41 protein-coding genes and 1 riboswitch are annotated in these 26,652 nt (G+C 34.3%); of the genes, 7 read left to right on the forward strand and 34 right to left on the reverse strand.

From position 1 onward, the window contains the following. Positions 1–3: 3 nt before the first annotated feature. The 6 genes from CD152_RS08325 to CD152_RS08345 all read right to left on the reverse strand — a co-directional run bounded on the left by CD152_RS08325 (position 4) and on the right by CD152_RS08345 (position 3,396). The gene (locus tag CD152_RS08325; RefSeq protein WP_101033568.1) at positions 4–219 is read right to left on the reverse strand and encodes a helix-turn-helix domain-containing protein; all 216 of its coding nucleotides are present in this window, start codon (positions 217–219) and stop codon (positions 4–6) included. Beyond that, positions 209–2,152 carry a coiled-coil domain-containing protein gene (locus CD152_RS08330; RefSeq protein WP_103214637.1) on the reverse strand — a complete coding sequence of 648 codons (1,944 nt, stop codon included), beginning with the start codon at positions 2,150–2,152 and terminating at the stop codon, positions 209–211. Before CD152_RS08330 ends, CD152_RS08325 begins: the two co-directional genes overlap by 11 nt. 11 nt (positions 2,153–2,163) lie before the next feature. Beyond that, positions 2,164–2,457, reverse strand: coding sequence for a hypothetical protein (locus tag CD152_RS08335; RefSeq protein WP_101031075.1), 294 nt, complete (start codon positions 2,455–2,457; stop codon positions 2,164–2,166). Positions 2,458–2,540: 83 nt separating this feature from the next. Further along, the gene (locus CD152_RS08340) at positions 2,541–2,873 is read right to left on the reverse strand and encodes a hypothetical protein (RefSeq protein WP_101031077.1); all 333 of its coding nucleotides are present in this window, start codon (positions 2,871–2,873) and stop codon (positions 2,541–2,543) included. Positions 2,874–3,046: 173 nt separating this feature from the next. Beyond that, on the reverse strand, positions 3,047–3,214 hold the full coding sequence (locus CD152_RS11890; RefSeq protein ID WP_169926180.1) for a hypothetical protein: 168 nt from the start codon (positions 3,212–3,214) through the stop codon (positions 3,047–3,049). Beyond that, complete coding sequence (locus CD152_RS08345) at positions 3,211–3,396, reverse strand: hypothetical protein (RefSeq protein ID WP_101171234.1); 186 nt, start codon at positions 3,394–3,396, stop codon at positions 3,211–3,213. The genes CD152_RS11890 and CD152_RS08345 overlap by 4 nt, the downstream gene beginning before the upstream one ends. A gap of 59 nt (positions 3,397–3,455) precedes the next feature. Between CD152_RS08345 and CD152_RS11895 the strand changes: the two genes are divergently transcribed. Beyond that, positions 3,456–3,668, forward strand: coding sequence for a hypothetical protein (locus CD152_RS11895; protein WP_169926181.1), 213 nt, complete (start codon positions 3,456–3,458; stop codon positions 3,666–3,668). 103 nt (positions 3,669–3,771) lie between these two features. On the opposite strand, the gene CD152_RS08350 is transcribed toward CD152_RS11895, so the two are convergent. Further along, on the reverse strand, positions 3,772–4,521 hold the full coding sequence (locus CD152_RS08350) for a phage antirepressor KilAC domain-containing protein (RefSeq protein ID WP_103214638.1): 750 nt from the start codon (positions 4,519–4,521) through the stop codon (positions 3,772–3,774). A 57-nt stretch (positions 4,522–4,578) separates the two neighbouring features. Between CD152_RS08350 and CD152_RS08355 the strand changes: the two genes are divergently transcribed. Further along, positions 4,579–4,818: a hypothetical protein gene (locus CD152_RS08355; protein WP_101033578.1), complete on the forward strand. Its 240-nt coding sequence runs from the start codon at positions 4,579–4,581 to the stop codon at positions 4,816–4,818. Here the strand turns inward: CD152_RS08355 and CD152_RS08360 are convergent. Next, positions 4,808–4,987, reverse strand: coding sequence for a hypothetical protein (locus CD152_RS08360; RefSeq protein ID WP_101033579.1), 180 nt, complete (start codon positions 4,985–4,987; stop codon positions 4,808–4,810). The two genes, CD152_RS08355 and CD152_RS08360, sit on opposite strands and share 11 nt — an antisense overlap. 9 nt (positions 4,988–4,996) lie before the next feature. Then, a complete protein-coding gene (locus CD152_RS08365) occupies positions 4,997–5,239 on the reverse strand; it encodes a helix-turn-helix domain-containing protein (RefSeq protein ID WP_101033581.1) in 243 nt (80 codons plus the stop codon). 290 nt (positions 5,240–5,529) lie between these two features. On the opposite strand from CD152_RS08365, the gene CD152_RS08370 reads away from it, so the two are divergent. The 3 genes from CD152_RS08370 to CD152_RS08380 all read left to right on the forward strand — a co-directional run bounded on the left by CD152_RS08370 (position 5,530) and on the right by CD152_RS08380 (position 7,794). Then, complete coding sequence (locus tag CD152_RS08370) at positions 5,530–6,150, forward strand: LexA family protein (protein WP_101033583.1); 621 nt, start codon at positions 5,530–5,532, stop codon at positions 6,148–6,150. An 80-nt stretch (positions 6,151–6,230) separates the two neighbouring features. After that, positions 6,231–6,677, forward strand: a complete 447-nt coding sequence (locus CD152_RS08375; RefSeq protein WP_101033585.1) for a hypothetical protein — start codon at positions 6,231–6,233, stop codon at positions 6,675–6,677. 70 nt (positions 6,678–6,747) lie between these two features. Continuing rightward, positions 6,748–7,794, forward strand: a complete 1,047-nt coding sequence (locus CD152_RS08380; RefSeq protein WP_103214639.1) for a site-specific integrase — start codon at positions 6,748–6,750, stop codon at positions 7,792–7,794. A gap of 67 nt (positions 7,795–7,861) precedes the next feature. Here CD152_RS08380 and sufB read toward each other — a convergent pair whose 3' ends face one another. The 12 genes from sufB to CD152_RS08440 all read right to left on the reverse strand — a co-directional run bounded on the left by sufB (position 7,862) and on the right by CD152_RS08440 (position 17,656). Next, positions 7,862–9,259 (reverse strand): Fe-S cluster assembly protein SufB, encoded by a 1,398-nt coding sequence (gene sufB / locus CD152_RS08385; RefSeq protein ID WP_012656454.1) that lies wholly within the window; start codon positions 9,257–9,259, stop codon positions 7,862–7,864. Positions 9,260–9,279: 20 nt separating this feature from the next. Then, on the reverse strand, positions 9,280–9,744 hold the full coding sequence (gene sufU, locus CD152_RS08390; protein WP_012656453.1) for a Fe-S cluster assembly sulfur transfer protein SufU: 465 nt from the start codon (positions 9,742–9,744) through the stop codon (positions 9,280–9,282). Further along, complete coding sequence (locus CD152_RS08395; protein ID WP_103214646.1) at positions 9,734–10,969, reverse strand: cysteine desulfurase; 1,236 nt, start codon at positions 10,967–10,969, stop codon at positions 9,734–9,736. The genes sufU and CD152_RS08395 overlap by 11 nt, the downstream gene beginning before the upstream one ends. Positions 10,970–10,993: 24 nt before the next feature. Then, entirely contained in the window at positions 10,994–12,298 is a 1,305-nt protein-coding gene (gene sufD, locus CD152_RS08400) for a Fe-S cluster assembly protein SufD (RefSeq protein WP_012656451.1), read from the reverse strand. A gap of 31 nt (positions 12,299–12,329) precedes the next feature. Next, positions 12,330–13,106: a Fe-S cluster assembly ATPase SufC gene (sufC, locus tag CD152_RS08405; protein WP_012656450.1), complete on the reverse strand. Its 777-nt coding sequence runs from the start codon at positions 13,104–13,106 to the stop codon at positions 12,330–12,332. A gap of 191 nt (positions 13,107–13,297) precedes the next feature. Continuing rightward, the gene (locus tag CD152_RS08410; RefSeq protein WP_086038302.1) at positions 13,298–14,122 is read right to left on the reverse strand and encodes a MetQ/NlpA family ABC transporter substrate-binding protein; all 825 of its coding nucleotides are present in this window, start codon (positions 14,120–14,122) and stop codon (positions 13,298–13,300) included. Between the two features lie 61 nt (positions 14,123–14,183). Beyond that, positions 14,184–14,879 (reverse strand): methionine ABC transporter permease, encoded by a 696-nt coding sequence (locus CD152_RS08415; RefSeq protein ID WP_086038301.1) that lies wholly within the window; start codon positions 14,877–14,879, stop codon positions 14,184–14,186. Continuing rightward, positions 14,869–15,897 carry a methionine ABC transporter ATP-binding protein gene (locus CD152_RS08420; protein WP_012656447.1) on the reverse strand — a complete coding sequence of 343 codons (1,029 nt, stop codon included), beginning with the start codon at positions 15,895–15,897 and terminating at the stop codon, positions 14,869–14,871. Before CD152_RS08420 ends, CD152_RS08415 begins: the two co-directional genes overlap by 11 nt. Positions 15,898–15,968: 71 nt before the next feature. Beyond that, positions 15,969–16,071: riboswitch (SAM riboswitch) on the reverse strand. Between the two features lie 49 nt (positions 16,072–16,120). Next, positions 16,121–16,432, reverse strand: a complete 312-nt coding sequence (locus CD152_RS08425) for a thioredoxin family protein (protein WP_165980798.1) — start codon at positions 16,430–16,432, stop codon at positions 16,121–16,123. Next, the gene (locus CD152_RS08430; RefSeq protein WP_012656445.1) at positions 16,404–16,793 is read right to left on the reverse strand and encodes a toprim domain-containing protein; all 390 of its coding nucleotides are present in this window, start codon (positions 16,791–16,793) and stop codon (positions 16,404–16,406) included. The genes CD152_RS08425 and CD152_RS08430 overlap by 29 nt, the downstream gene beginning before the upstream one ends. Positions 16,794–16,860: 67 nt before the next feature. Beyond that, entirely contained in the window at positions 16,861–17,229 is a 369-nt protein-coding gene (gene gcvH, locus CD152_RS08435; protein WP_012656444.1) for a glycine cleavage system protein GcvH, read from the reverse strand. A gap of 73 nt (positions 17,230–17,302) precedes the next feature. Next, positions 17,303–17,656: a Spx/MgsR family RNA polymerase-binding regulatory protein gene (locus CD152_RS08440; protein WP_012656443.1), complete on the reverse strand. Its 354-nt coding sequence runs from the start codon at positions 17,654–17,656 to the stop codon at positions 17,303–17,305. Between the two features lie 127 nt (positions 17,657–17,783). Between CD152_RS08440 and CD152_RS08445 the strand changes: the two genes are divergently transcribed. Continuing rightward, the gene (locus tag CD152_RS08445; protein ID WP_086038298.1) at positions 17,784–18,107 is read left to right on the forward strand and encodes a thioredoxin family protein; all 324 of its coding nucleotides are present in this window, start codon (positions 17,784–17,786) and stop codon (positions 18,105–18,107) included. Between the two features lie 42 nt (positions 18,108–18,149). Here CD152_RS08445 and CD152_RS08450 read toward each other — a convergent pair whose 3' ends face one another. Both CD152_RS08450 and aroD read right to left on the reverse strand, forming a co-directional pair. Continuing rightward, positions 18,150–18,683, reverse strand: coding sequence for a nitroreductase family protein (locus CD152_RS08450; RefSeq protein WP_157821001.1), 534 nt, complete (start codon positions 18,681–18,683; stop codon positions 18,150–18,152). A 68-nt stretch (positions 18,684–18,751) separates the two neighbouring features. Continuing rightward, entirely contained in the window at positions 18,752–19,474 is a 723-nt protein-coding gene (gene aroD, locus CD152_RS08455) for a type I 3-dehydroquinate dehydratase (protein WP_103214640.1), read from the reverse strand. A gap of 176 nt (positions 19,475–19,650) precedes the next feature. Between aroD and CD152_RS08460 the strand changes: the two genes are divergently transcribed. Further along, positions 19,651–19,905 carry a hypothetical protein gene (locus CD152_RS08460; RefSeq protein WP_041635839.1) on the forward strand — a complete coding sequence of 85 codons (255 nt, stop codon included), beginning with the start codon at positions 19,651–19,653 and terminating at the stop codon, positions 19,903–19,905. Positions 19,906–19,994: 89 nt separating this feature from the next. On the opposite strand, the gene CD152_RS11900 is transcribed toward CD152_RS08460, so the two are convergent. The 11 genes from CD152_RS11900 to CD152_RS08510 form a co-directional block, all read right to left on the reverse strand. Further along, positions 19,995–20,171: a hypothetical protein gene (locus CD152_RS11900; protein ID WP_157821002.1), complete on the reverse strand. Its 177-nt coding sequence runs from the start codon at positions 20,169–20,171 to the stop codon at positions 19,995–19,997. Between the two features lie 252 nt (positions 20,172–20,423). After that, entirely contained in the window at positions 20,424–20,987 is a 564-nt protein-coding gene (locus CD152_RS08465; RefSeq protein WP_012656439.1) for a DUF5067 domain-containing protein, read from the reverse strand. Between the two features lie 221 nt (positions 20,988–21,208). After that, positions 21,209–21,421 (reverse strand): hypothetical protein, encoded by a 213-nt coding sequence (locus CD152_RS08470; RefSeq protein WP_041635838.1) that lies wholly within the window; start codon positions 21,419–21,421, stop codon positions 21,209–21,211. Between the two features lie 273 nt (positions 21,422–21,694). Further along, a complete protein-coding gene (locus CD152_RS08475; RefSeq protein WP_232237393.1) occupies positions 21,695–21,967 on the reverse strand; it encodes a hypothetical protein in 273 nt (90 codons plus the stop codon). A gap of 177 nt (positions 21,968–22,144) precedes the next feature. Then, positions 22,145–22,285: a hypothetical protein gene (locus CD152_RS11905; protein WP_157821003.1), complete on the reverse strand. Its 141-nt coding sequence runs from the start codon at positions 22,283–22,285 to the stop codon at positions 22,145–22,147. A gap of 546 nt (positions 22,286–22,831) precedes the next feature. Beyond that, a complete protein-coding gene (locus tag CD152_RS12145) occupies positions 22,832–23,122 on the reverse strand; it encodes a hypothetical protein (RefSeq protein ID WP_232237396.1) in 291 nt (96 codons plus the stop codon). 309 nt (positions 23,123–23,431) lie between these two features. Beyond that, positions 23,432–23,941: a Panacea domain-containing protein gene (locus CD152_RS08490; protein ID WP_101140374.1), complete on the reverse strand. Its 510-nt coding sequence runs from the start codon at positions 23,939–23,941 to the stop codon at positions 23,432–23,434. A 206-nt stretch (positions 23,942–24,147) separates the two neighbouring features. Continuing rightward, on the reverse strand, positions 24,148–24,525 hold the full coding sequence (locus CD152_RS08495) for a LuxR C-terminal-related transcriptional regulator (protein ID WP_103214641.1): 378 nt from the start codon (positions 24,523–24,525) through the stop codon (positions 24,148–24,150). Next, positions 24,512–24,829 carry a hypothetical protein gene (locus tag CD152_RS08500; RefSeq protein WP_101140376.1) on the reverse strand — a complete coding sequence of 106 codons (318 nt, stop codon included), beginning with the start codon at positions 24,827–24,829 and terminating at the stop codon, positions 24,512–24,514. Before CD152_RS08500 ends, CD152_RS08495 begins: the two co-directional genes overlap by 14 nt. 22 nt (positions 24,830–24,851) lie before the next feature. After that, complete coding sequence (locus CD152_RS08505; protein WP_103214642.1) at positions 24,852–25,181, reverse strand: hypothetical protein; 330 nt, start codon at positions 25,179–25,181, stop codon at positions 24,852–24,854. A gap of 24 nt (positions 25,182–25,205) precedes the next feature. Then, the gene (locus CD152_RS08510) at positions 25,206–25,742 is read right to left on the reverse strand and encodes a pathogenicity island protein (protein ID WP_103214643.1); all 537 of its coding nucleotides are present in this window, start codon (positions 25,740–25,742) and stop codon (positions 25,206–25,208) included. Between the last annotated feature and the right edge of the window lie 910 nt (positions 25,743–26,652).

Here is a 26,652-nt window from a genome sequence, read left to right on the forward strand (position 1 = left end):
TGTTTATTCCTCCGTATTTTTTAATAATTTGTATGGTTCTACTTCTAACTTTCTTGCAATATTCTCTAATGTCTGAATTGATATATTTTTTCTTGAGCGTTCTATATCATTCAAATGACATCTTGTAATGCCAGATCTTTCAGCTAGTTCTTTTTGTGTTAACTTATGATATTTTCGATATGCTCGAATATTCATTGCGATTACTTGATTAAGACTCATTGCTCAATCTCAATTCTTTATCACCTTCACTAACCTTTAGCTCAATCTGTTGCGAATTAGTCTGATAGACATTCGTAACAGATTCTGCGTTATCGATAAATATTGGAGCATAAACGTTATAATGTGCAGTTAAAGTATTGATAATATCTAAACCTACGTTGATCATCGCTGCAGTATTTAAACCTCTGCCAAATTCGATACCTTCGAATGTAGTGATACATGTTTCTTCAATGTTTCCGTTCTTCTTCTCATCGAATAATTTAAATCTGGCCATCTTGAATTTATTGTTTATAGATTCTTCAATCGTCTTAACTTTCGTGCGATTAAATTCATCGATTAAGTACAGTTGATAATTCAATTCTTCTTTAATCGAGATAAGTTCTTCTTCCTGGATGCGTAACTCTTTGATACGCTCATCAATGCGTTTATTGTTATCGATACTCGCTTGATGTTTATTGAATTCAAGAACTTTCTGATCTAACTTATAGATTTCTTCTCGAATAGCATTGACCTTCTCTTTATTCATTTCTGCGATGTTACTTCTTTGATGATTTAACTGATTGATTTCTTCGAGTATTGATTTGTATTCAGTAGTTTCATTAACAGGTATTAGCTCATTTGATAAGCTTTCGATTCGTGATTTAAGCGAATCGATAACCTTTTGAACGTCATCTACTTTCTTTTGCTCAGTTTGCAGATCACTTTCTAATTTTTCAATTGTCGGCTTGAACTGCTTACCCTGCTCTAACAACGTCTGCTTACGTTGATTAAGTTGTTCTAACTTCGATGACTTTTTCTTGTTGAACTGCTCTAACGCTTTTTGCTTTGCACTCTCGATTTTTTCAAGTGGCAGTGCCTGGCCACAACACGAACATGTATCATCTACAGTTGCGACATGTTCTGATGCTTCAACTTCTTTAATTTCTGCATCGACTTCTTTATATTCTTTTAACTTCAATTCACGATTTGTTTTATTATCATTAATCGATTGGTTAATCATGCGAACCTTTGACTCAAAGTTGAGTTTATTGCTTTCTTCAAGAGATAGCTTTGACTTTAAGTTATTGATATTCGATTGATTATCGCTTGAATGATTCTGTTCAAGTAACTTTAATTCATTCTTCTTTTGTGAAATCTGATTGCGTAATTCAATTTCTTCTGAACCGTTATTTATTGAATGGATCTGACTCTCGAAGTCAGCAATCTGCTGCTTAACTTCGTCGACATTGATATCTGTATTTGTGACTTCTACCTTCGATAATGTCGCTTCATTGATGCGGACAGGAATATCTTCAATGTCATCGTTAGTCTTTTTAAGCTTGTCCTTGATTACTTTCTTCTGGTCTTCTACTGATTTATTTTTCAAAATTTCGACAAGTGGTTCAAGTTCTTTGTTACTCTCTATAATTTCTTCATCTTTAAGTTGGCCACATACTTCAAATAAGATTTTTCTTCTGTCTGTCCAGTGAAGATCGTTGAACGTATGAATGTTAGTCACTAGCTTGAATATATCTTCATCGATTATTTCGCTAATCTCTTTCTTGAAGTTCGTAATCGTGAAAGGTACATCATCAATGTACTGCTTTCCTGTACGTGACTTTGTATACTCTTTCGCTCCAGTCATTTTGTTTTTCATGTACTTTGGAAATGATTCTTTCGTAAGTTTCAATTCCTGGCCATCTTTATCAAATACTGCAGTTACGTGTGGAATTAATTCGTATAATTCATTGTTTTCTTTATCAAGTGGAACAACGTCTATCTGTTTTCCTTGCAGGTTCTTATCGAATAGTAGCCACTGTAACGCAGTTGCTGTTGTTGTCTTACCTGAACCATTCTGGCCATATATCGTTGCGTTCTGGCCATCGAAGTTGAATGAATGTTCCTTGATACCCTGAAAGTCTTTTATGATCAATTGCTTTAATTTTAAATTCATTGCACGTCCTCCTAAATTCCAAATCGTTTAAGCTGTGTAAACAACTTATCCATTTCAGTAATGTTTTCTTCAACGTACTCATAAAGTGCTGTAACTACTTCATCATCCATGCCCCAAAAACATGACTCTTCAAATATGTCTTTTCTGAATACAAGTTCGGATGTATCATCATGCAAAATGTAAAAACTTACTTTCTCTTCATACTTTTCTTTGATTGCTGTAAAACTCATGCATCTGAAATCGAATTTATCTTTCACAATCGCAATAGGACTTTTAACTAAAAATGTTCTCGGTAAATTTTCCATAACTATCTCCTTTTATATCTTGAGATATGCTACACTGTAAGTGTCGAGTTTACGTGAGTGCATATCTTTTGATATGTGCTTTTTTATTTAATCTCATCTAATAAACTTCCAGTTTTCAATAACATTAAATGAGCATCATGTATTTCTTCTGCTATTGAAATGACTTTATGTTTTGCTTTATTACCTTCGCTATAAGCTAATCTCTTTTGTAGCGATAATACGTTTGAAACTTCTCCTGCTGTATAATCACGTTTATATAATCGTCTTAATAAATCTTTAGAAAACATTTCTAGTTGCTCGTTAACCTCATCAAAAATTGGATTAGTATCTTTATATAAAGCATCTACTTTCTCTCTCGCTTCTCTTTCTCTCATGTTTTTGGTTTCAACACTCCTTGAAGTACTGTGAAAATTCATATATATTCTCCTTTTGTATTTATTTTTTGTAGCAGAACTTAATCACACCACCTGTATCATCGAATTTACTGTGTAGCACTCGTATATCGTCATCTTTCGTATAAAAGGATAAATCCCTCTTGAACTTCTTTACTTCGTTTCTACGGTACGTCAGAACGATAATATGACTAATCTTATTTATCGCTTTCAACTAATTCACTGTTGATAACGAGTAGTAGCGATAAGCACGATAATACGATGAATAGTCCTGCTGTTTCTAAAGGTGCGAGGTGGTCGCTTACTAATGTGATGATGTAGCTTATAGCGAGTAATACAGTTGATGTTGCTATGAATAGTTTCATGACATCGCTCCTTTCAAATAAGGGAACTTTTCTTCAAATTTCTTAACCGGGACTTTACCTCTGACTGAATAGAAACCGTCTTTTTCCATTTCTTCATTCATTCGTCTGATTTGAGAATGAGCATAAGACTTCGAACAATCTAAAAGTTTCATAACGTCTTTAGCATTGTAAAAGTGTTTCATATTTGGTCCTCCTTACTGTTATAATTTTCTTATTCGGATTAAGAGAGGTGGTGAAAATAATGAAAGATTTCAACAATTTTCTCTCAACTATTACTACTAAAGAAGTTGAGGATATTATGAATGAAGCAGATAGAAATATTGAATCACTCCGTTCAGATAACAGTGATCAGAGTACTCATCTCGGCAATCAAATTGGGGGACTTTCTTTCTCAATCAGCCTTCAATTGCTGAGACGCTATCATGAATGGCTTGAGCAACAAGACCACTTTTAATTTTCAAATTATTTTGTGGTTTTAAATGTTGCTGAATTCTTACGACCTTCCATGTCACAACTGCCATTGTGATGAGGGAGGTTATTTTAATTAGTTTGTTCATTTATCTCACCTCGCTATTTAAAAACTTATTAATAAAATACTGTTGTCCTTTACCTGTGACTTTAGGTGTCTTGTTGATTGATACGTGGCCATCAGAATGAGTTATTGATGTTTCTTTAATTTCGAATAGTCCACGTTCCATTGAGTACTGCGTAGGCATATTATAATCAGTGCCTTTACGCTTGATTAAAAAGCCGTTTTCTCTTAAGTACGCGAATAATCGTTTCTGTCCTATCTCGACACCGTTCTGCTTCAAAAGCTTGGCTAACTCACCAACTAAAATAGATGTCTTACTTGCTGCAACTGCATCTGCGAAGATGGTCTTTGGTTTGTCGAGCTTAATCTGCTCTTCAAGCGAAATTATCTTCTTGTCTGCAATCTGTAATGCTCTCTTCATAATCATCTCTGGACTGTTCCAGGCTTTTTCTACTTGGATAAAATACTGTCTCGCTTTTTTACCTGGTTCACTTCTTTGAATCATTGAAATTTCTTTGGCCATGTCGAGTTTGATTATGTGGTCAGTAACTTGTCTTGATACACGACGACTACCTTCCAATCGAACTTGCTCAATTTTGAGCGGGTTAAAATCTTCGCCTTCGACAAATCCATATTCAGTCATTCTAGGGAACCAATCTTTATATTGTGTCTTAACTTCTAATGCTTTATGCAACATCCTTCCACTTACTACTACTTCTCCATTTTCATTTTCTTGAACTGGGACTAACTGATTGTTTGTTTTAAGTTTATTCATGTCATTCTCCTTTTACTGATATAATTAATTCATCTTATAATGAAAGGTGGTGGTAATATGGAACAAGTCCACGTTTGTTTATTAGGTGAATGGGTAAATCTCCATGATGATCCTAATAGTAAAATAGGTCCTAATCTTGCACATCCTTCTATTTGGTGGGAAGAAAATGCTGAATTGTGGTCTCCGATAACAAAAGAAGAAAGTCACACAATGTATCAACAAGATTATGTTTATGTAAATTACAAAGGAAGAGATTATCGTATTCACCCAATGTTCATTCAGATCGTTACTTCATAATTTTTGAATGTTCAATCATATTGGATATGATTTGAATATCTTCGTCGTCGAGTTGCAGCTCGGCGGCTTTTTTATTGAATCGTGAATCAACTAATTGATTGATTCCATGCCATTGCTTTTTTGTAAACTGTTTTCTAAATTCTAGGAACTGTTTGATTAATTCGTTCATGTTATCCTCCTATCCTATTGTAATTTTCGGTTTTTCCGAAGTGCTGTCTAAAAAAATATTAGCAACTTTAATTTCTAAGACGTCAGCGATTTTCTTTAAAGTAGAATACTGTGCATTTTCTAAATACGCTACATCTTTTTCATAGTTGCCAATAGTTCTAGCAGTCACTCCACATGCTTTAGCTAATCCCTCTTGTGTGTATCCTTTGAGTTTGCGCCATTGCTCTAATGTGAGAATGATGTTTTCATCCATTTTTACACCTACCTTTCTGTAGTTACAACAACTACATACAACATTCAGTCATGGCAATGTCCTTGCATGTATTATGGAATGGCTCATATCATCGCACATTTTCGCTCTTGAATGTTCTATGTAATTGTCGTTATTTAAGTTGATTTCATCTTAACATGTCGGATATTCCGAAGTCAATACATTTATATCATTTTTTCCGAAAATATTTTCTAGAAAACTATTTCTATGTTTCGGAATATGTGATACTATATAGGAAAGAAATAAATAACTCATTGAAGGGGATGGTTAATATGTTTGCTAAAAATTTAAAATATCTGAGAGAAAAGAATGGGATCGAACAATTAGAACTTGCTGAAATGATTGGTAGAAAAAGTGCTTCTACAATAAGTGAGTGGGAAAAAGGGAAGTATACACCTAAGTTAAAAATATTAAATCAATTATCAAAAATTTTTAACGTCAGCATTGATGATTTGATGGAAAAAGATTTGAGTAAGGGAATTAAACCTATCGAAACAATCGAAGCTAAAAAAGTACCTGTGGTATCTCAAATCAGTGCAGGCGTCCCTATCTACTCAGAACAGAACATATTAGAATACGCATACATACCAGCTTACCTTTCAGAACGCAACAAAGAAGTGTTCTACTTACGTGTTTCAGGAGATTCGATGGATAAGGAGTTTAAAGAAGGCGACCTAGTGCTTGTCGAAAAAGATTGCCCTATCGAGAATGGTCAGATCGGTGTAGTCATGGTAAACGGTTATAACGCTACAGTGAAACGCATCAAATATAAAGATGATAAAATTATCCTGTTACCTGAATCACACAATGATGAACACTTACCACAGATTTACACAAACGATGATACAGTTAAATGTATCGGTAGAGTTATTTCGGTACAGAAATTTTATTAAAATACTTGATTGTCGAGGGATATTCCCTCACAATCTTTATTATAGATGCAAACAAATATAAAAAAAGGGGGATTTTTAGTATGGCAAAATATAGTTTCAAAGAACAATTAAAGATTTCCGCAACCGAAAAAGACTTCAAGAAAAAATTAAGTAATGACGAATTACAAAACTTTAAATCACTTTCAAGAAGTGAAAAAGACGATTTGATTTGGCAGTATATAAACGGTGGAGATACAAATATAGTTTCAACAGGTCAAAATAAAGTTGAAAAATGGTTATCTAACAAAGGTATTCATAACGCTACACAAGTAACTGTTGATGCAGTTGCCCCAATTGCTTTGGATTCTAAAATGAGTAAATTTACGAATACAGTCGGTTCACTCACATTCGATATTCACAAGCAAGCTGAAATGAATAGTAATTTAATTTTACAAGCGCAGAATTATGCATTAATCGCACAAAACGATGAAGTTATTAAACAGAACGATGAAATCATTCATCTGTTAAGAGAGATAGCACAAAAATAAAACTGAATAATAAGGGTGTATTCACTATGCCCTTATTTTTTATACCCATTTTTAAGAAAGGAGCATATTAATGGCTGTATACAAAGATAAAACTACCGGTAAATGGTACTTTTCTGTACGTTATAAAGATATTTACGGTAATAATAAAAGAAAACTAAAGCGTGGATTTGATAAGCAAAGAGAAGCTAAAGCAGCAGAAGCTAAATTCTTAACTGAATCAGTTGATAGCTATTCATCGGAACAGACATTTGAATATGTTTTTTATCACTACTTAGATAATTCAGACTTGCGACCAAAGACACGAAAACGTAAAGAAAATGAATATAAGAAACATATCCAGGAACGCTTTGGACATATTAAAATAAGTGAGATTAAGCAGAATCAGTGTCAAGAGTTCAGAAAGTATCTTATTGATAATCTTCCATCAGTCAATTCTGCACGAACGGTGTGGAGCGGCTTTAAAGTAGTAATCAATCATGCGATTAAGCATTTCGGATTGCGTATTGATCCAACAGTATCGATTAAACCTATTCCAAGAAAAAAACCTAAACCGACATTTATCATGCGTGATGAATTTGATAATAAGGTGGATAATTTTATAGATGATGCTTATGTAGAAGCTAGTCAGTTGATGTTCTATTCAGGATTACGTGTAGGAGAATGTTTTGCATTAACATGGAAAGATATAAATTTAAGCAAGAACGAGTTGATGGTATCAAAGACAATGGATATTACTAATCGACAAATATATGACAGAGCGAAAACAGAATCATCTGAAACAATCGTTGTGTTTCCACAATTTATATCTGATATTCTACATGGTAGATACGAGCGAGAAAGTAAGAAATGGCAGTACTTTAATGATGATTATTTCGTCTTTGGTGGTATCGCACCAAAACATTATGCACACTATCATAAGAAATTTAAAGAAGTGTTTCCAGGCTACCATATACATTCATTGAGACATAGCTACGCATCATACCTAGCGAATAACGGTGTAGATATTTTTGATCTACAACAGCTAATGCGACATGCACGCATCACAGAAACATTAGATACTTACTCACATCAATATACAGATAAAAAGCACAAGGCAATTTCCGTATTCGATAAATAAATGGTATCAAATCGGTATCAAAGCCCTGTGCTTTCTTTTATTTATTCAGTTATATCAACGGATAAGCCTATCCAATCGAGCCTTCCATTTCGAATTTAATTAAACGGTTCATCTCAACTGCGTATTCCATCGGTAATTCTTTCGTAAATGGCTCAATAAAGCCCATTACGATCATTTCAGTCGCTTCTTCTTCAGATATACCACGACTCATTAAATAGAATAGTTGTTCTTCAGATACTTTTGAAACTTTCGCTTCATGTTCTAATGAAATGTTATCATTTAACATTTCATTGTATGGAATTGTATCTGATGTTGATTCATTATCCATAATTAATGTATCACATTCGATATTTGAACGTGCACCAGTCGCTTTACGTCCGAAGTGAACGATACCACGGTATACTACTTTACCACCTTGTTTTGAAATTGATTTCGAAACAATTGTAGAAGAAGTATTCGGTGCCATATGCATCATCTTCGCACCAGCATCCTGAACTTGTCCTTTACCTGCTAAAGCAATAGATAATGTCATACCACGTGCACCTTCACCTAGTAGGTAACATGCTGGGTATTTCATCGTAAGTTTAGAACCGATGTTCCCATCAATCCATTCCATCGTTCCATTCTCATAGACGAAAGTACGTTTCGTAACTAAGTTGAATACGTTGTTCGCCCAGTTCTGAATTGTTGTATAACGGCAGTAAGCATCTTTTTTAACGATAATTTCAACGACTGCTGAGTGCAATGAATTCGTCGTATAGACAGGTGCTGTACAACCTTCAACGTAATGTACACTTGCACCTTCGTCAACGATGATTAATGTACGTTCAAATTGTCCCATATTTTCAGAGTTAATACGGAAGTATGCTTGAAGTGGTGTTTCAAGTTTAACGTTCTTAGGAACGTAAATGAATGATCCACCAGACCATACTGCTGAGTTTAACGCTGCGAACTTATTATCTGCAGGTGGAATTACTGATGCAAAGTGTTCTTTGAAGATATCTTCGTTTTCACGTAATGCTGAATCCGTATCTTTAAAGATAATACCTTGTTCTTCTAAATCTTCCTGCATGTTGTGGTATACAACTTCTGATTCATATTGTGCTGATACCCCTGCAAGATATTTCTGTTCAGCTTCTGGAATACCTAATTTATCAAACGTCTGTTTAATTTCTTCCGGTACTTCATCCCATGAACGCTCTGTATGCTCAGATGGTTTTACGTAATACGTAATTTCATCAAAATTAAGTTCAGATAGATCTCCACCCCATGTTGGCATCGGCATCTTATAGAACTGTTTTAATGATTTTAAGCGGAAGTCTAACATCCACTGTGGTTCTTCTTTCATCTTTGAAATTTCACGTACAATATCCTCTGTTAATCCTCTTTCTGAACGGAAAATCGATACGTCTTTATCGTGGAAACCATATTTGTAATCTCCAACTTCAGGTGCTTTTTTAGCCAATTGACGTCACTCCTTTTATTTTATTCATCTATTTCTTCACTGACATGTGTATCATTGTTTTCTTTCGTGCCACGTTCCAAAGCTTTCCAGGCAAGTGTCGCACATTTAATACGTGCAGGGAACTTCGCCACACCAGAAAGCGCTTCGATATCTCCAGCACTTTCATCAAATGTATAGTCTTCTCCAAGCATCATCTTAGAGAATTCTTCTCCCATTTCAAGTGCTTCACTTACTGATTTCCCTTTAATCGCTTCTGTCATCATCGATGCACTTGACATCGAGATAGAACATCCTTCACCTTCAAACTTTACATCTTTAACATTATCATCAACTACATCCAAAGTTAAACGAATTCTATCGCCACAAGTCGGGTTGTTCATATCAATCGTTAATGTACCATCTTCAATAATCCCTTTATTACGAGGGTTCTTATAATGATCCATGATGACTGAACGATATAGCTGATCCAAATTATTAAAACTCATAACTGAAAAACTCCTTCGTTTCTTTTAAGCTTGTTACTAGCTGATCGATTTCTTCTTTTGTGTTATAGATGTAGAAGCTTGCACGTGCAGTGGATGACTGGCCTAACCATTTCATAAGGGGTTGAGCACAATGATGTCCCGCACGAATTGCGATACCATGACTATCTAAAGCGGTTGCTAAGTCATGTGGATGCACGCCTTCAAGATTAAAAGTAATAAGACCAGCACGTTTATCAGCGGTCGGACCATAGATTTCAAGGCCTTCAATTGCTGACATCTGTTCGTAAGCATAAGCTGTTAACTCATGTTCATATTGTAGAATGTTATCTAATCCGATAGATTCTAAATATTTAATGGCTTCTGCTAAACCAACTGCTTCTGCAATAAGGGGTGTCCCTGCTTCGAACTTCGTCGGCAGTTCTGTCCATGTTGAGTCTTGTAATCCTACAAAATCAATCATGTCTCCACCAAATTCAATCGGTTCCATCTTATCAAGTAATGCTTTCTTACCATATAACACACCGATTCCGGTCGGGCCGCACATCTTGTGTCCACTAAAAGCGAAGAAATCACATCCAAGCGCCTGGACATCAACTTTCATATGGGGAACAGACTGTGCACCATCAACGACCATATAGGCACCCTGTGCATGTACAAGTTTTGTAATGGCCTGTATATCATTAATTGTTCCTAATACATTAGAAACATGAGCTATCGATACAATCTTCGTTTTATCTGTCAATGCGTCTTTAACGGAATCTAGAGAAATCGTACCGTCTTCGTCTAGTGGAATATATTTCAGTACTGCACCTTTACGCTTTGCAAGTTGTTGCCACGGTACTAAGTTTGCATGATGCTCCATCTCAGTAATAAGAATTTCGTCTGCGCTCTCGACAACTAAGTCCCCAAAGCTATGAGCAACAAGATTGAGTGCCGTTGTTGTCCCACGTGTAAAAATAATTTCTTCGAAGTACTTTGCATTGATGAAGTTACGAACAGTCTCACGTGCCCCTTCGTAACCATCTGTTGCACGTGTACCAAGTGTATGTACACCACGGTGAACGTTTGCGTTCATATGCGTATAATATTCTACTGTTTTATCGATGACGCTCTTTGGTTTCTGACTCGTTGCAGAAGAATCAAGATAAACGAGTGGTCTATCATTGACTACTTCTGAAAGAATCGGGAAATCTTTACGTATTGCTTGTATATTTAAATTGGTCACACTATCAAGACCTTTCAAACGTATTTATTTACCAGTAACTTTAGACTCAATTACTTCTGTTAATTGTTTCTTAACTGCTTCAATCGGCAATGCATTAACAACAGGCGCTAAGAATCCATGAATTACGAGACGCTCTGCTTCTTGTTTAGAAATACCACGACTCATCAAGTAGAAGAGTTGCATCGGATCTACACGACCTACAGATGCAGCATGTCCTGCTGTTACGTCATCTTCATCAATTAATAGAATTGGGTTTGCATCTCCACGGGCTTTCTCAGAGAGCATTAATACACGTGATTCTTGCTGTGCATCTGCTTTTGTCCCCCCATGCTTGATGTATCCGATACCATTAAAGATAGATGACGCACTGTCTTTCATTACACCATGCTTTAAAATATGACCCTCAGAACGTTTGCCGTACTGAATAATTTGTGATGTAAAGTTTAGTTTTTGTGAACCACGACCAACAACTACAATCTTAAGGTTACTCTTAGAGTCATCGCCCATTAAATATGTTGTATTGTCATGAATTGTATCGCCGTCGTTCATTAAACCTAATGCCCAGTCAATAACTGCGTCACGATTTGCGATACCGCGACGAATGACATGTCCAACTAAATCTTTATTTAAGAAGTCTACTGCACCGTAGTTTACTTTCGCGTTATCTTTAGCGATAACTTCTGAAATGATATTAAGTTGACCTTTAGCTGCAGTAACGCCAGATAAGTAGTTTTCAACGTAAGTTACTTCTGAACTTTCTTCAGCTACGATTATAACGTGATTAAAAAGATTCGCATCTTCATTATCGTGTAACACGATGTATTGAACAGGATGTTCAATAACGACGTTACGTGGCACATAGATAAATAATCCACCATTCATCATAGCAGCATGAAGAGCCGTTAAGCGATGCTCATCAACTTTAACAGCATCTGTCATATAATATTGCTCTACAAGTTCACTGTGTTCTGTAAGCGCTGTTTGAATATCGGTAATGATAACACCTTGAGATTGAAGTTTCTCCTCAATTTCAATGAACGCAGGTGTATTGTTGTGTTGAACAATTAAGTTATGCGTGTTCTCTAAATCGATTAATGCTTTAACAGATTCAGGTAACGCTTCTTTAGACGTAAAAGTTTCACTTTCTACTACTTTATGATGAACATCAAAATTCCATTTATCCAGCTTCGTTTTATCTGGCTTTGGCATTTCGATTGTATTTAATTTATTCAGTGCATCTTGACGCAATGACACCATCCATGATGGTTCTTTACGTGCTGCTGAAAGATCCGTTAATATTTCTTGTGTAAAATCTATCGTATTGCTCATGAATATATCCTCCTATTATGATTAATCAGGTTTATGCGTCTACAGTTTCATCTTGAATATTTAACTCTTGTTTAATCCAGTCGTATCCTTCTTTTTCAAGACGTTGTGCAAGTTCTTCTCCACCTGATTTTACAACGCGACCTTGCATCATTACGTGAACGTGGTCTGGAGTAATATAGTTTAATAGACGTTGGTAATGCGTAATAATTAAGCAGCCGAAGTTTTCTCCGCGCATCTCGTTGATACCTTTTGATACAACTTTAAGTGCATCGATATCTAGACCTGAGTCAATTTCATCTAAAATTGCGAATTTAGGTTCTAACATCATTAACTGAAGAATTTCGTTACGTTTCTTTTCTCCACCAGAGAATCCTTCGTTTAAATAACGTTGTGCCATATCAAGATCCATTTCTAAGAACTCCATGTTTTTATCTAATTTCTTGATAAATTGCATTAAGTTGATTTCCTTGCCTTCCTCACGTTTCGCATTAATTGCTGAACGTAAGAAGTCTGCGTTTGTCACACCTGAAATTTCTGATGGATACTGCATCGCTAAGAAAAGACCTGCTTGTGCACGTTCGTCAACTTCCATCTCTAATACATTCTCACCATCAAGTAATACTTCACCTTGAGTCACTGTATATTTCGGATGACCCATGATTGCAGCAGATAAAGTTGATTTACCTGTACCGTTAGGACCCATGATTGCATGTACTTCATTTTGCTTAATTGTCAGGTTCACACCTTTTAAAATTTCCTTACCTTCTATCTCAACGTGTAAATCTTTAATTTCTAATACTGATACCATTTTGATGTCCTCCATTTATATAAAATTTTCATCTTATCTAGTTTATAATAATTTTAATCTAAGGTCAAAGGCCTATGACATAAATCACAGTTTTAATTATAACGTAATTGAGAACGAATATGAATTAAATGAGATTAAATAGTAAAAAAAGATGAATGCTCCTATAGAACATTCATCCACCTTTTCTAAGATTACTGCGCCGGGATTACAGCACCATTATATTTTTTATTGATAAAATCTTGTGTTTCTTTAGATTGTAATGCTTTCACTAAAGCTTTAATCTTAGCATCACCTTTGTGTCCTTCTTGTACCGCGATCAAGTTTGCGTAAGGTGAATCACTCTTTTCAATCGCAATTGAATCTTTTAATGGATTCAGTTTATTTTCAAGTGCAAAGTTAGAGTTAATGATCACCGCATCACCTTCACCGTTGTTGTAAGATTTTGGTAAGAATTCAGCACTTTGCTTGTTGTTGAATTTAATGTTCTTCTTATTTTCTTTAATATCTTTAAACGTAGCTTTTACTGGATCTACGCCATCGTTCAATGTGATTAATCCAGCTTCAGTAAAGAATGATAAGAAACGCCCTTCTTCAGCTGGGTTATTTGATACAAATACTTCAGCGTTTTCTGGTAAATCTTTTAATGATTTATATTTCTTTGAGTAGATAGCCATCGGTTCGATATGGATGTTACCTGCTGATTCAATTTTATAGCCTTTCGCTTTCTTCTCAGTGTCTAAGTATGGTGTATGCTGGAAGAAGTTTGCATCAAGCTCACCTGCATCTAAGAAACGGTTCGGCGTTGTGTAGTCATTGATTGTCTTAATCTTTAAAGTATAGCCTTCTTTTTCTAATACTGGTTTAACATGTTCAAGTAATTCCGCATGCGGTGCTGGTGAAGCGCCGACGGTAATCGTCTTATCGTCTTCTTTAGAAGCTTTCTTTTCGTTACCTCCACAAGCTGCAAGTACAAGTACTAATGTAGCTACGAATAATAATGATATAAACTTTTTCATTTAATTCACTCTCTTTCCGTTATTTAATTTATCTGATTTATAGAAATTCCATTGGAACTGATTATCGTTTATCAATACGTTTTGTGATCATATCCCCGATAAATTGTATCGCAAATACAAGCAGTAATATTAACACTGTCGAAACTAAGATGACATCATTCTGTGCTCTAGTGAACCCTACTAAATAAGCTAAGTTCCCTAATCCACCTGCACCGATAACTCCCGCAATGGCAGTAGACCCTACTAAAGCAATTGCTGTCACGGTAATACCAGACACAAGTGCCGGTAAACTTTCAGGAATCAACACTTTACGAATCAATGTAAAGGTATTTGCACCCATCGACTGCACCGCTTCAATAACACCCTTATCAATTTCTTTCATCGCAATTTCAACAAGTCGCGCATAAAATGGTGACGCACCGATGATGAGTGCCGGCAACGCACCTTTTACACCACTAATTGTCTGCATAATTAAGTTAGTGAACGGGAACAGTAGTAAGATTAAAATAATAAATGGTATCGCTCTGAATAAATTCACTAAAAATGCGGTAACGGAATAAAAGATACGTACCCCTTTATTTTTACTGCGTGATGTCAAGAATAAGATAATCCCGATAATCAACCCGAAGAAAAATGTAAAGAATGTCGCAATCAAAGTCATTTGTAAGGTTTCTACCGTTGCTGTCCATACATCTGGCCATATTACATTTTTGAAGCTCAGCATCTCTTTAAGCGTATCTGAAAAACTAGTTTGCATCTTGTTCTACCTCCACTTCTACACCGTGACGCTTAAGCTCATCTGCAATTTTTGTAAGGTCACCATTCACCGACGTTAAATGGACGATTAAATGTCCAAACGAGCCTGCTTGTGTATGCTTTACGTTACCTGCCAGAATATTCATATCCAGACTATACTTCTGTATCACCTGACTGACAATCGGCTGTCCTGTAGCAGAACCAATGAATTTAAGGCGAAGCAGTGTCCCTAAAGGATACTCTGCTTTAATATCCTTGATAGAAGCTTCAAGTTCTTCGTCAGAGATATCATCTTTTACGAAGCGCTTCGTAATATTCGTCTGCGGATTGTTGAACACATTTAATACCGCGCCTTCTTCAACGACTTTACCGTGTTCCATCACTGCGACACGATGGCAGATCTTACGGATAACTTCCATCTCGTGTGTAATCAGCACGATTGTTAAGTTTAATTTCTTATTGATATCAACAAGTAGCTCAAGAATTTCATCTGTCGTCTGAGGGTCAAGTGCACTTGTTGCTTCGTCACATAACAGTACTTTTGGATCGTTACTCAGTGCACGCGCGATACCTACACGCTGTTTTTGACCACCAGACAGTTCGGAAGGATATGCATTTTCTCGACCATTGAGTCCAACAAGATTGATTAATGACTTCACCTTACCATCGATATCTGATTTCTTAACACCCGCAATTTCCAGCGGCAATGCAATATTGTCATACACTGTACGCGACCATAATAAGTTAAAGTGCTGGAAGATCATCGAGATCTTCTGACGTTTCATATTCAGTGCTTTCTGATCAAGATGATTGATAATATCATTATCGACCGTCACTTCTCCAGACGTCGGTTTTTCTAAACCGTTAAACATACGAATTAATGTACTTTTACCCGCACCACTAAAACCGATGATTCCATAGATTTCACCTTGCGTAATATCCAGTGAAACATGATCGACAGCTGTGATGTCTCCTTTTTTGGTTGTAAATGTCTTTACAACATCATTTAACTTAATCACGTGAATCCTCCTAAATAAAAAGTCGTCTCTCTTAAATACATAAGAAAGACGACATAATAATATATTCGACTCTCTCATCTTCTAAAGTTTACACTTTATGTGAATTGGCACCATTTCTTTTCAGACGGTTGCCGGGCTTCAAAGGGCACATCCCTCCACCTCTCTTGATAAGAGCAACTATTAAATTGTTTTGTTAATGATTTTTATAATAAAGCAGATTGAATTATTCGTCAATAGATTTCGATAATATTTCGTATATTGAAGTAACAGACTCAAATCGAAATATCGTGTCAACGACTTCATTGTCTTTAACAATGATCAATACAGGCACACTTGAAATCTTATACTGTGTACTGAGGGATTCATAATAATTCAAATCCAGCTTTAATATATCCATCTTAAGTGACATGTTAACGATATCCAGCATCTTTTCTGCAAGTTTACATGTGCCACAAAAAGGAGTATAACCAAAAATTATATAATTGTCCTGTACTCTTTCTAAATCTTTAGATTGCAAATGCGTTCTGATACTCATAGGGTTGCGACTTACCTTTCCATTCAAACTGTTCTTTAATTTCAAAGTCATGACGACTGACAACTTTCGCTAAGTAATCAAGCGGACAATTACTCACCTCACCATACTTTGGATCAATATAAATGTGGTGTCCTTCGCTTAAATGACGCTTAAACCAGTTTCTGATCTTGCGCCCTGCTTTGTCGCTGTCAGTCATAATATACACTTTATGATGATACAAGTCTTCAATCATGGCATCTAGCTTCTCAATGCCCATTGTGCCGTGTGTGCATATAATATGTACAGGTTCCGTTAATACTTCTTGTAATCTTTTCTTGTCTCGTTTACCCTCTACTACGATGACCTTCTGAATTACAGACATTTTCCATCACCTTTTTCGTCATATTAAAAAATCCTTGATAAATTTATTATCAAGGAAAGTATATCATTTATGCATTAATCATTTCATCATATTGCGCTTGATCCATTAAATCATCAAGTTCGCTGTCATCTGCTTCAACTTTGATCATCCATGCTTGATCCATAGCAGATTCGTTTACTAATTCAGGAGAATCTTCTAATTCAGAGTTAACTTCTACAACTTTGCCTGAGATTGGAGCATATAATTCAGAAACAGTTTTAACCGACTCAACGCTACCAAATGGTGAACCGGTAGTAATTTCATCGCCTACTTCAGGAAGTTCAACGAATACGATATCCCCTAGTTCTGATTGTGCAAAGTCTGTAATTCCGATTACTTTTACGTTATCTTCTGATTTAACCCACTCATGATCTTTTGAAAATTTTAAGTTTGACATTATAAGCCCTCCATATAAATAAAATACTTAACACTTTTATAATGACATAATGTAAGCGTTTCTTCAATCTTTTTTATAACCAAGTTTGTTTATAGTCTGCTTCTTTGAAACCTAAAGTAATTTTGTCTTTATTGACAGCTAAAGGACGTTTCACAAGCATACCATCAGATGCAAGTAGCTCTAATTTCTCTTCATACGACTTATCTTGCAATGTTTCTTTTAAATTGAGCTCCTTATACTTTGTACCTAACTTGTTGAATAATAAATCCACATCAACACCTGTATTCTTAACGATCGTATCAAACTCTTTTGCAGTGGGTGTATGTTCCACAATGTGAATCGGCTCGAAACTCACACCATTATCCGCAAGGTATTTTGCTGCTTTTCTACATGTTGTACAGCTGGGTAACTGATAAAATTTAATCATATGTAACCTCCTGAATGTGATATCTCAATCATAACAACTTTGGAAGATTACGACAACTAAGCGTTTTCTTTTCTTTACTTCTTAAAAAGGAGTATAATATAAGAAAAGTATATAAGGAGTAATAAAAGTGAGAACAATTAGTCAATATGAAGAATTTAAAGAAATTATTGCAAGTGAGGAGCCTGTTGTTATCAAGTTCTTCGCAGACTGGTGTCCAGACTGTACGCGTATGGACTTTTGGATTGATCCAATCGTTGACGAATATCACAATTATAACTGGTATAAGATTAATCGTGACCAAGTACCTGAAGCAGCAGATGAAAATGACGTTATGGGTATTCCAAGCATCTTAATTTTTAAAAATAGCGTAAAGTTAGCACACTTGCATTCAGCAAACGCAAAGACACCTGAATCAGTGAAAGCATTTCTAGCTGAACATTTAACAAAATAACAAAAAACTGCGCATCCGGTTAACCGGATGTGCAGTTTTTATTTAAAATAGCGTAATCAAGTGCTCTTTCTTTCTCTCCTTACACGGTGCTTCAGTTTGTGCCGTTAAATAAATCACACCATAGATTATTTCATCATCTTGAACATTTAATGCATCGTTCATATTTGGATTTAGATAGGGTGGCTGTGTTTTTATGCAGCTGCCAACACCGTTTTCAAATAGAGCGAGTGATAGTGTCTGCATAAAACCGCCCACTGCTAGTAAATCTTCTAAGTTTTCTTTCTGACGGCGATCGCGTTTTCCAACTATGACGAGTACTCCAGCTAACTTTTTAACTGTTGCTATATGCGCCTGATACTTCTCTTCATTATTTTTAAATGCGATATCAGCAAACAATTGTCCGAAATCAGCTAATCGCTCTTTCTTCACCCATACTACACGCCACGGTTCACGCATACCATGGTTTGGCGTATATGTCGCGAGTTCGATAGAAGCCTTCACCACGCTGTCGTCAACTGTCGTATCTTCATATTGCTTAATACTTCTTCTCTCTTTAATTGCCTGTTTTAATTCCATAAAAAACATCCTCTCACACTAATTGATAACTATTATCAATTATAGTAAAAGGATGTTTATTTGTAAACTTAATAGAGTGCAAGCCGATGGTGCAGATCACGTACATGAATCTGTCCTGGTGCTACAGGTTCGCCTACATAGCCAAACGTCATTGATGAACCAAATACGCCACATGCAAGTCGTGTTATCTTACCGATTTCACCCATCGCTATACCAATAACATTCGTATCATAAGCTTGCTTCGTTTCATACACTGCATCCATTAGATTCAGCACATCTTTACCATCATAAGGCATTACTGCAAGTTTACAGTAATCTGCATCAAGTGTAATCATCTTCTTGTACATCGCAAGCATATCTTTTATACGCGGTGTGTATTGAAATTCATGATGACTGATTAGCACTTCAATTTGATGCTGACGCGCGAGCTGCAATAAATCTGTCATGTATTGTTCATAAATCATTAAATCAATATCAATAATGTCACAGAGGTCATTTGAGATTATAAATTTAATAATCTCATAATAATCTGCAGCTTCTATCGTTGCTCGGTCTCTATCATCAAACATACGATATGTAAATAATATCTTCTTATTTGGAAATTGGCTTCTAATATATAGAAGTTCATCTTTATAATCCGCTATTGTCATCACCTTTAAATCTGCACGGTACTCAATAATATTAAAGAAAGCACTGTTTTCCTCAGCCTCTTTTACATAAACGTTACCCTTATTTTGCACATCTGATAACGTAACGATAATCTTTGGAATCGCTAAACCTTTATCACTCAATTTAAATCCTCCTCAAATGAAAGCCCGAAACTGTGGTAAAATGTATACATGTGTTTGAAACGAGCTGTTTTCTCCATTCTACAACATCTTTGTTCTTTATTATATCAAAATAACCTCATTTTAAATTTGTATCTTAATTTAAATGGGGAACACAAATTTAACTTAAAGGTGATACTATGAAAAATACATTTAATCTTAAATATTTACCCGGATGGTGTTTAACTAACAATACTAAGATTCCGATTAGATTAGTAGAAAATAAATCTTATATCGCAGTAACAAAACCTATTTACAAAAGTCATAGTATTCTTGATATCATTGAATTTAATAATGGAGAATCTGTTACTTTCACCAACCCGAACAACAATAACCAGATTGCTATAGGGATTAGTCATGACGCGAAAGAAATAACCATTAACCCGCGCGATTAAAAGTAAATAATTTACCCATTCGGTTACCGATGTGATGTCTCGGGGTGACTCGTAAATTTTTATACACGCGCCACGTTGCTTATACTCACCTATTTATCAGATCGTTTCACTTCTTGTGATAATGTTAATATCGATAACAATACTGCCAACCCTAAAAGGTAATACTTGTAATCACTAATTGAAGATATAACAAATGACAGTAAAAATGCAATAAACAATATAACTGCCAGACCATTCATAAAATTATTCATAACATCCTCCTTCATTTAACTATCACCAATATAGCATAAAAAAAGCCTATAACACCAAGTGTTATAGGCTAATGTATGGAGACGGCGGGAATTGATTTTTGCATATTTGAATACTTGTGAAAGTAGCTTAAAACATTGATATATAAACGTTTTCGAGGTATTACACAATTGATGTAAAACGTATAAATTTTAAGTTTCGATAAAATTTGGGGGAACGCTCTATCCTATCAAGTTATATCATCATGAACATTCTATCGTTACATGGCATTACTTCTCGATGTTCACTTTGATTTCTCCCAATTTTTCTCCATTCACACCTTTAGTTGCCTTTAATATTACTGGTGTTGTTGTATCTTCTAGATCATAAGCGATTCCATTTTTTAATGTACCGTCTTTTTTGATTGTATCTAGTTGCGTATCTAAAAACGGTGTATATTTTTCTAAGTTTGGTAAACCACCAACATTTAATTTATTTACTGTATCTTTTGTATCTTGAGTAGCTTCAAATACTGCTAACCAACCACTGATTGCATCAATCTCTTTATCTGATTTATTCTTAACTTCATATATAATTCCTAGTTGGTCTTTATCCTGTCCCTCGTACGTACCTTTAGGAATAAATTCAGTTTCAAGTACTTTTACATTTATATCATCTAATACTGCTGTTTTTTCTTTTAAACCTGTTTTCACATCTTCTTTTTTAGTTTGGTCTTTCTCAACTTTTTTAGCTGCAATCTCTGTTTTGTTTTCTTTTTGCGTTTCTTCGCTATTACATGCTGCTAATAATAAAGATGATATTAATAACGTACTTCCTAATAACTTAACATTCATTCCTATATCTCCCTTTTATCTTTTATCATACAATATTAATTATCCTATACTCTTTGCTTACTAATCAATATAGATACGGTAACTTGAACGGATATGTAGCTATAATATAGAAAAATCATTTTTAGCCATTCGATATAAGCGATTTTAAGCACAGTTAGTGGACTACTACCTTACTTTTCAAGTTTCGATGCGTCTGAGGGCGTTTCTCCGACACGAAAAAACTACTTTTTTAGACTTTTCAGCATCTTTTCTCCTTTATCAGTCAAACGATACTTTGCTTGCTGGCTATCACTTTCATTTATTTTAACGATGCATTTGTGAAAAATTAAATGATCTACTAGGGTAAACAGTCTACTTGCATCCCTGCAAGTAGGTACGCCTGTTGCAGAGATACTTTCTAAAATTTGATAAAGCTTTTCATTAAGTGAAAGCATGTTATTATCCTCTATGTCTATAATATTTTTATTCTTATTATACATGGTTTTTTAATGATTGCATAAAAAAAGAGATAACCATATTAAATGGCTATCTATTGCATGTGCTTGTTGCTTTTCTTTAGTGATTGTGAATAAAATTATTTTTTTATATCGCTACTGTTTATCAATCTTATTATCTGCTCCTTAATTTCTTTAGGTACTTTCACTTGTGCTGGATCGATTACGTTTCTGTCTTTGTCATAGCATGTGACTTTCATGTGCTATCCTCCTTTAATAACTTTTCAACAAGCTATTTTCTATGTAATTTAATGCCCCTTTAATCTTTATATATCTTTTCTTACTGTCTTCAAATCTAAAAACAAATTTTCTTTGAAACTCTGAATCTGTTAGTACCTTTTTTTCTAAATCGCTTTTAGATATTCCACTTATTTTAACGAATTGTTTAACATCAGCAAAGCCAATATACTCATGTTGTGAGGTAGAGTTTTTAATTACTTCTAGTATTGCTTTTTCTAATTCAGATAAATCTATATTAACATTCAATCTTATTAACCTCGTTTCTATATAGGAGATTTTAAACAAATTTAATGCACTACTACCCTACTAAACAAAGTTATTGTTCTTAAAATCGTCCTAATCGATACTTGTTTCTTTATTTTCAAGACCTTTTAGTATTGTTTTTCCTTTATCGGTTAAAATGTATGTTCTTTCTTCCATATTCTATTTTTCTTCTAAAATATAACCATGTAATAATAAATGATCTAATAATGGAATTAATCTGTTTTTGTTATCGCATTTCGGTATATCGTTATTTGAAATTCCTTTTAAAATCTTGTATATCTTTTTATTGATTGCCAGCATAAGCATCCCCCTTTATCTGCATACACTTTATTTTAAAAATATTATATACAAATACATTCGTAATGCATACATATTTTTTCAGTTACAAAAAAAAGAGATAACCGTATAAAATGGCTATCTACTGCTTGTGCTTGTCGCTTTTCTTATCTTTAGTGATCATGAATAAAGTTGTAATGAATACGGGGAAAAATATTAATATCAGTGCTAAATTCACTGTATCCCTCCTTATATGCAGCAACGATTGGTGCAGCACTCGTTAAATGTACTATTAATGGCTTTGTTCTCTCTTTTCTATGTACATATTAATGAAGTAAAGTATAAAGATAGTTATTGCTATACTTATTTGTACTGTTCTTATTTGTTCTTTAATATGCCAATCAAATATATTATTCGGTATATGCAGCAGTATAACGCCAACAAATATAATTATAAGTGCATTGATTATCTTATCTAATTTCATTGTTTAACCACCTTATATAGTCATTATGGATAATTTCAACATACTGTCGAGGTATTGTAGAATGATATAAGAAAAACCACACTCAATTATGGGTGTGGTTGAAAATAACGACTTATACAATGATTTTTACTATTTACAGTTTGGTTATACGTATCTAGCATAACAACATCTTTAGGCTTTCCATCGTGTGTACTTGGTAAAACTAAATGCTGTGGATCTATACATACAATTTTAATTACATCATCTGTTAAATCGTAATACCAATATACTCTAAGTCCATCTTGTAAATTTAGAGTACCTCTTACATCACTCTTAACTAATTGTGGAGCGATTCCATCAGTTTTATTGTCTAGTATAAGCGAAATTACTGATAGCATTCTTTTATCGTAACTAAGAGAAGTTACACTATCTGTATTATCTTTAATAATGCTTATATCTTTAGCAAAATTACTAATGGCTGTAATTTTATCTTGTTGCTTAATATCAGAAATAAAGTTAGTGAACTTTAAATTATTATTAGTAATTGAATGAATAACCTTTTTATCAAAAAAATAACGTTTTTTGGAATTGCTTTTTTCAAATCAACCTCTACACGATTATTAGTGAAATCTGTTCTAGTTGGTAAAAATTCTTGATTTATTATGTTTACAGTAATTTTCTTTCTCTTGCTAAACTTAGAATTAAACCTAGCCATTTACAATCTCAATATATTCAGAAATGATATTATCTAAGTTCATCTCTGATTGATCTCCAATATTGGCTTTCCATTCTTTATCTTCGTGAGTTCTTTCGACTAAACCAAAGTCACTTACTTTACTTGTACTTGCTATAATCTCTTTTAAATACTCGGTAATTTCATCTTTCATAGTTTCATCTTCTATTGACAAATCATCTTTAGAATATGAAACTTCTTCATAATCAGTATTATATTTATTATTTGTATAAACTTCTCTAATTACTGGTCCATATTGCCAAGCTTCAAATTTAGCTGGAAATAAATATGTTGGTAAATTTAGTGTATCATCATTGGTAATTTCAAATTCTTCACTTTTAGACAATTGACCATAAGACGCACCATAATAGGCAAATAAAAAGTATAGCGTTTTCTGTAAACGTAATGGAGAAATATTTTGTAATTCCTCTTTCATCAAACCTATTATGTTTTCAACTGACGTTAAATATTCTTTTCCTGCCATTGCATTTCCTCCTTTACAACATGTTTTATTGACTAAAACATACTGCTGATAAATCATATTAAACAACTTAACCAGATGTTTCAAATAATTCATCTCTCCTTTTAATAATACCCTATTTTTATTTTTTGTATATATTTTTTCGGCTTTTAAATCGAATTTTGATTATATTTATCTTCTCGTGTAAAAAGGGATAACCACCTTAATGGCTATCTCTCTATTACTTTATCCAACAAGCTATTGATATACTTGTTCACAGTTGTATGACTCATATTGAAGACTTTGCACATCTCGTTGACCGTTCTACCCTGTAACATCATATTGAATACGTGTATCTCTCTATCTGTTCCTAACTGATACACCCTATCCCTCAACATACTCATTCCACCAACATTACACGCTTGTTCATAGTATTGTGCTGCATCATCTATGTTATGCTCTGAAACATCATCTATTGTATAAAAATCAGTATCTTCAATATCTAGATCATAACCATCTAGCTGCTGCATCGGTTGTCGTTGTTGTACCTGTCCTTTATGGTAACCACTTATATAGTTCTTTAATACTTCACGTTCACACGATGCCAAGTTCTGCACCTATCCTATCAAGTATTAATTTCTTATGCCTGTTGATTGTCCTTTTCGATACATGCAGCACATCTTCAATAACATCTATTGGCTCACATTCCCACCATAGCAGCTTAAATAAGTGTTGGCTAGGTACATCCAAAGAGTTGTACACTTTAGCGATTGAATTTACTATGTGCCTAACATTATCTATATAATCTCCCTCTGTTCCAGGATGATAATGTAGCCACTCTGCTAATGAATGATACTGCTTTATTCTAAGTTCTATCATTTTATAGTCGTGTTTGGTAAGTGGTTCCCACATCTTCTTTATTCCTCCATTATGGCTATACAACATATCCTGTATTATTCGCAACTTCTCTTAATACTTTTTCCCTGAATGCTTCAATTGTGAGTTTTCCCCTATTCAATACTTTCTGACTAACATCATCGCTTTCATTTTCCCACCATGATAACTTGATAAGTTGCTGCTCAAATAATGAAGCATCGTTATATGTTTGCGTTATTCCCTCTACAATAGCTTTCAGACGTTCATATTTAATCTGTGACATATCGGTTGGCTTATCCTTATATTGCTTTACATAGTCATGATACTGTCTCATATACCTTTCAAGTACCTTATAATCTCTTTCATCACAACTTACTTTATACATCATGCTGCACTCTCTCCCTTATCGTCTCTACACTGCTAAAAGTTCTTTATCAGTGCTTAATTTTTGTCTTACCATTTCTACATGGTTTGCCACGATCGTCGCATTTTCTTTTCTTCTATTCTTATTGCGTTGGTTTCTCTGATACATAGCCATTACATAGAGTTCTTTACATAGTCGTTCAATAAGTTCATCGTTCCTATAGCTGCCATTCGTCACTAGGTAACGTTTAATCTGTTGCTGCTCTTTATGTGTATAACGCTTTGTACAGTGTTCCAGCATCGCTATATCGCCTTTAGACTTCTCTATATATCGCTGTAGGCTTTCTTTCTGTGAGATTATCCATATCACTAGATTCTCAAGTGGGCATCCTATAGTAATATAGCCATGTACATCGCTTGTTGTTGCATGGCTCATATTGAGGTGGTACATCTCGCTAATCTGATAACTCATGAAACCAATTTTTTTCTTAATATATATCGGATTGTATCTTGTAAGTAGTTCAAATTCAGTTAGCTTGTCATGTTTTATATATGAAAACACTGTTTTACACTTGATAATCTTCATTAATGCACCTCGTTTTCAAGTTTGAAATATTTCATTTCTGGAGTTTGGTTGTGAATGAGAGCGATACGTTATTGTCCTTTAAAAAATGGGTAGGGGTTTATTGATGCCCTCCCCAAAAAATATTTTTCCATCTTTTTTTTATTCTTGCTGCTTTCCTATCCTGCTACTCTGTCGCTTTATTTAACATTTTAAAGCTTTCTACAACTCGTTTTATTCCTTTGATATTCTTTGTTCACATCTCTCTATAATGTTTCCTATAACGCTTGTATGTTGCTTATTTGACTATCTGATACACCTTTATAGAGTTATTTAACATTTGTATCTTAATATGAATGAATTTTATTTATTATCTTCACTCATTTAAATATTTATTTGATTATTTTTTTATTTAAAATCATTTAATGTTTGTTATCGTTACAACACTTGTTCATCATTCAACTTCTATTCAACTTCTGCATTGTTCATACTTAACATTGTTCATACATTATAGAATCATCTTCAATTATATTTACAAAAAAGAGTTTTTGGAATGTGTGAATGTAAATCGAGATATTCAAGTCCAATCACATCATCACTTGTTACTCATCTTCTTATATCAGTCTAATGATCTAATGAATACTTATTGCTTATCAATCATCTATAAGTTGCAATTGCTTGCTCTGAATGAAACAAGTTTATTCATTGTCTTAATATACTTTGTTCATCATCTTATTACATGAACATCATTAACACATTGAATTGATTAGTTATGTTCCAGCATTGATTGAAGTTGTTCTCCTCTTGTATTTTTTTATTAAAAAAACCACCAACACAATGTGCTGCGCTAACCCCATGATGTGGGATTAAAATAAAAACACTTTCGTTGAATTCATATTAAAATGAATTTATACGGAGGTGTTTTTTCTATGAA

It is taken from the genome of Macrococcoides caseolyticum (genome assembly GCF_002902665.1).
GTDB classification, from domain to species: domain Bacteria; phylum Bacillota; class Bacilli; order Staphylococcales; family Staphylococcaceae; genus Macrococcoides; species Macrococcoides caseolyticum.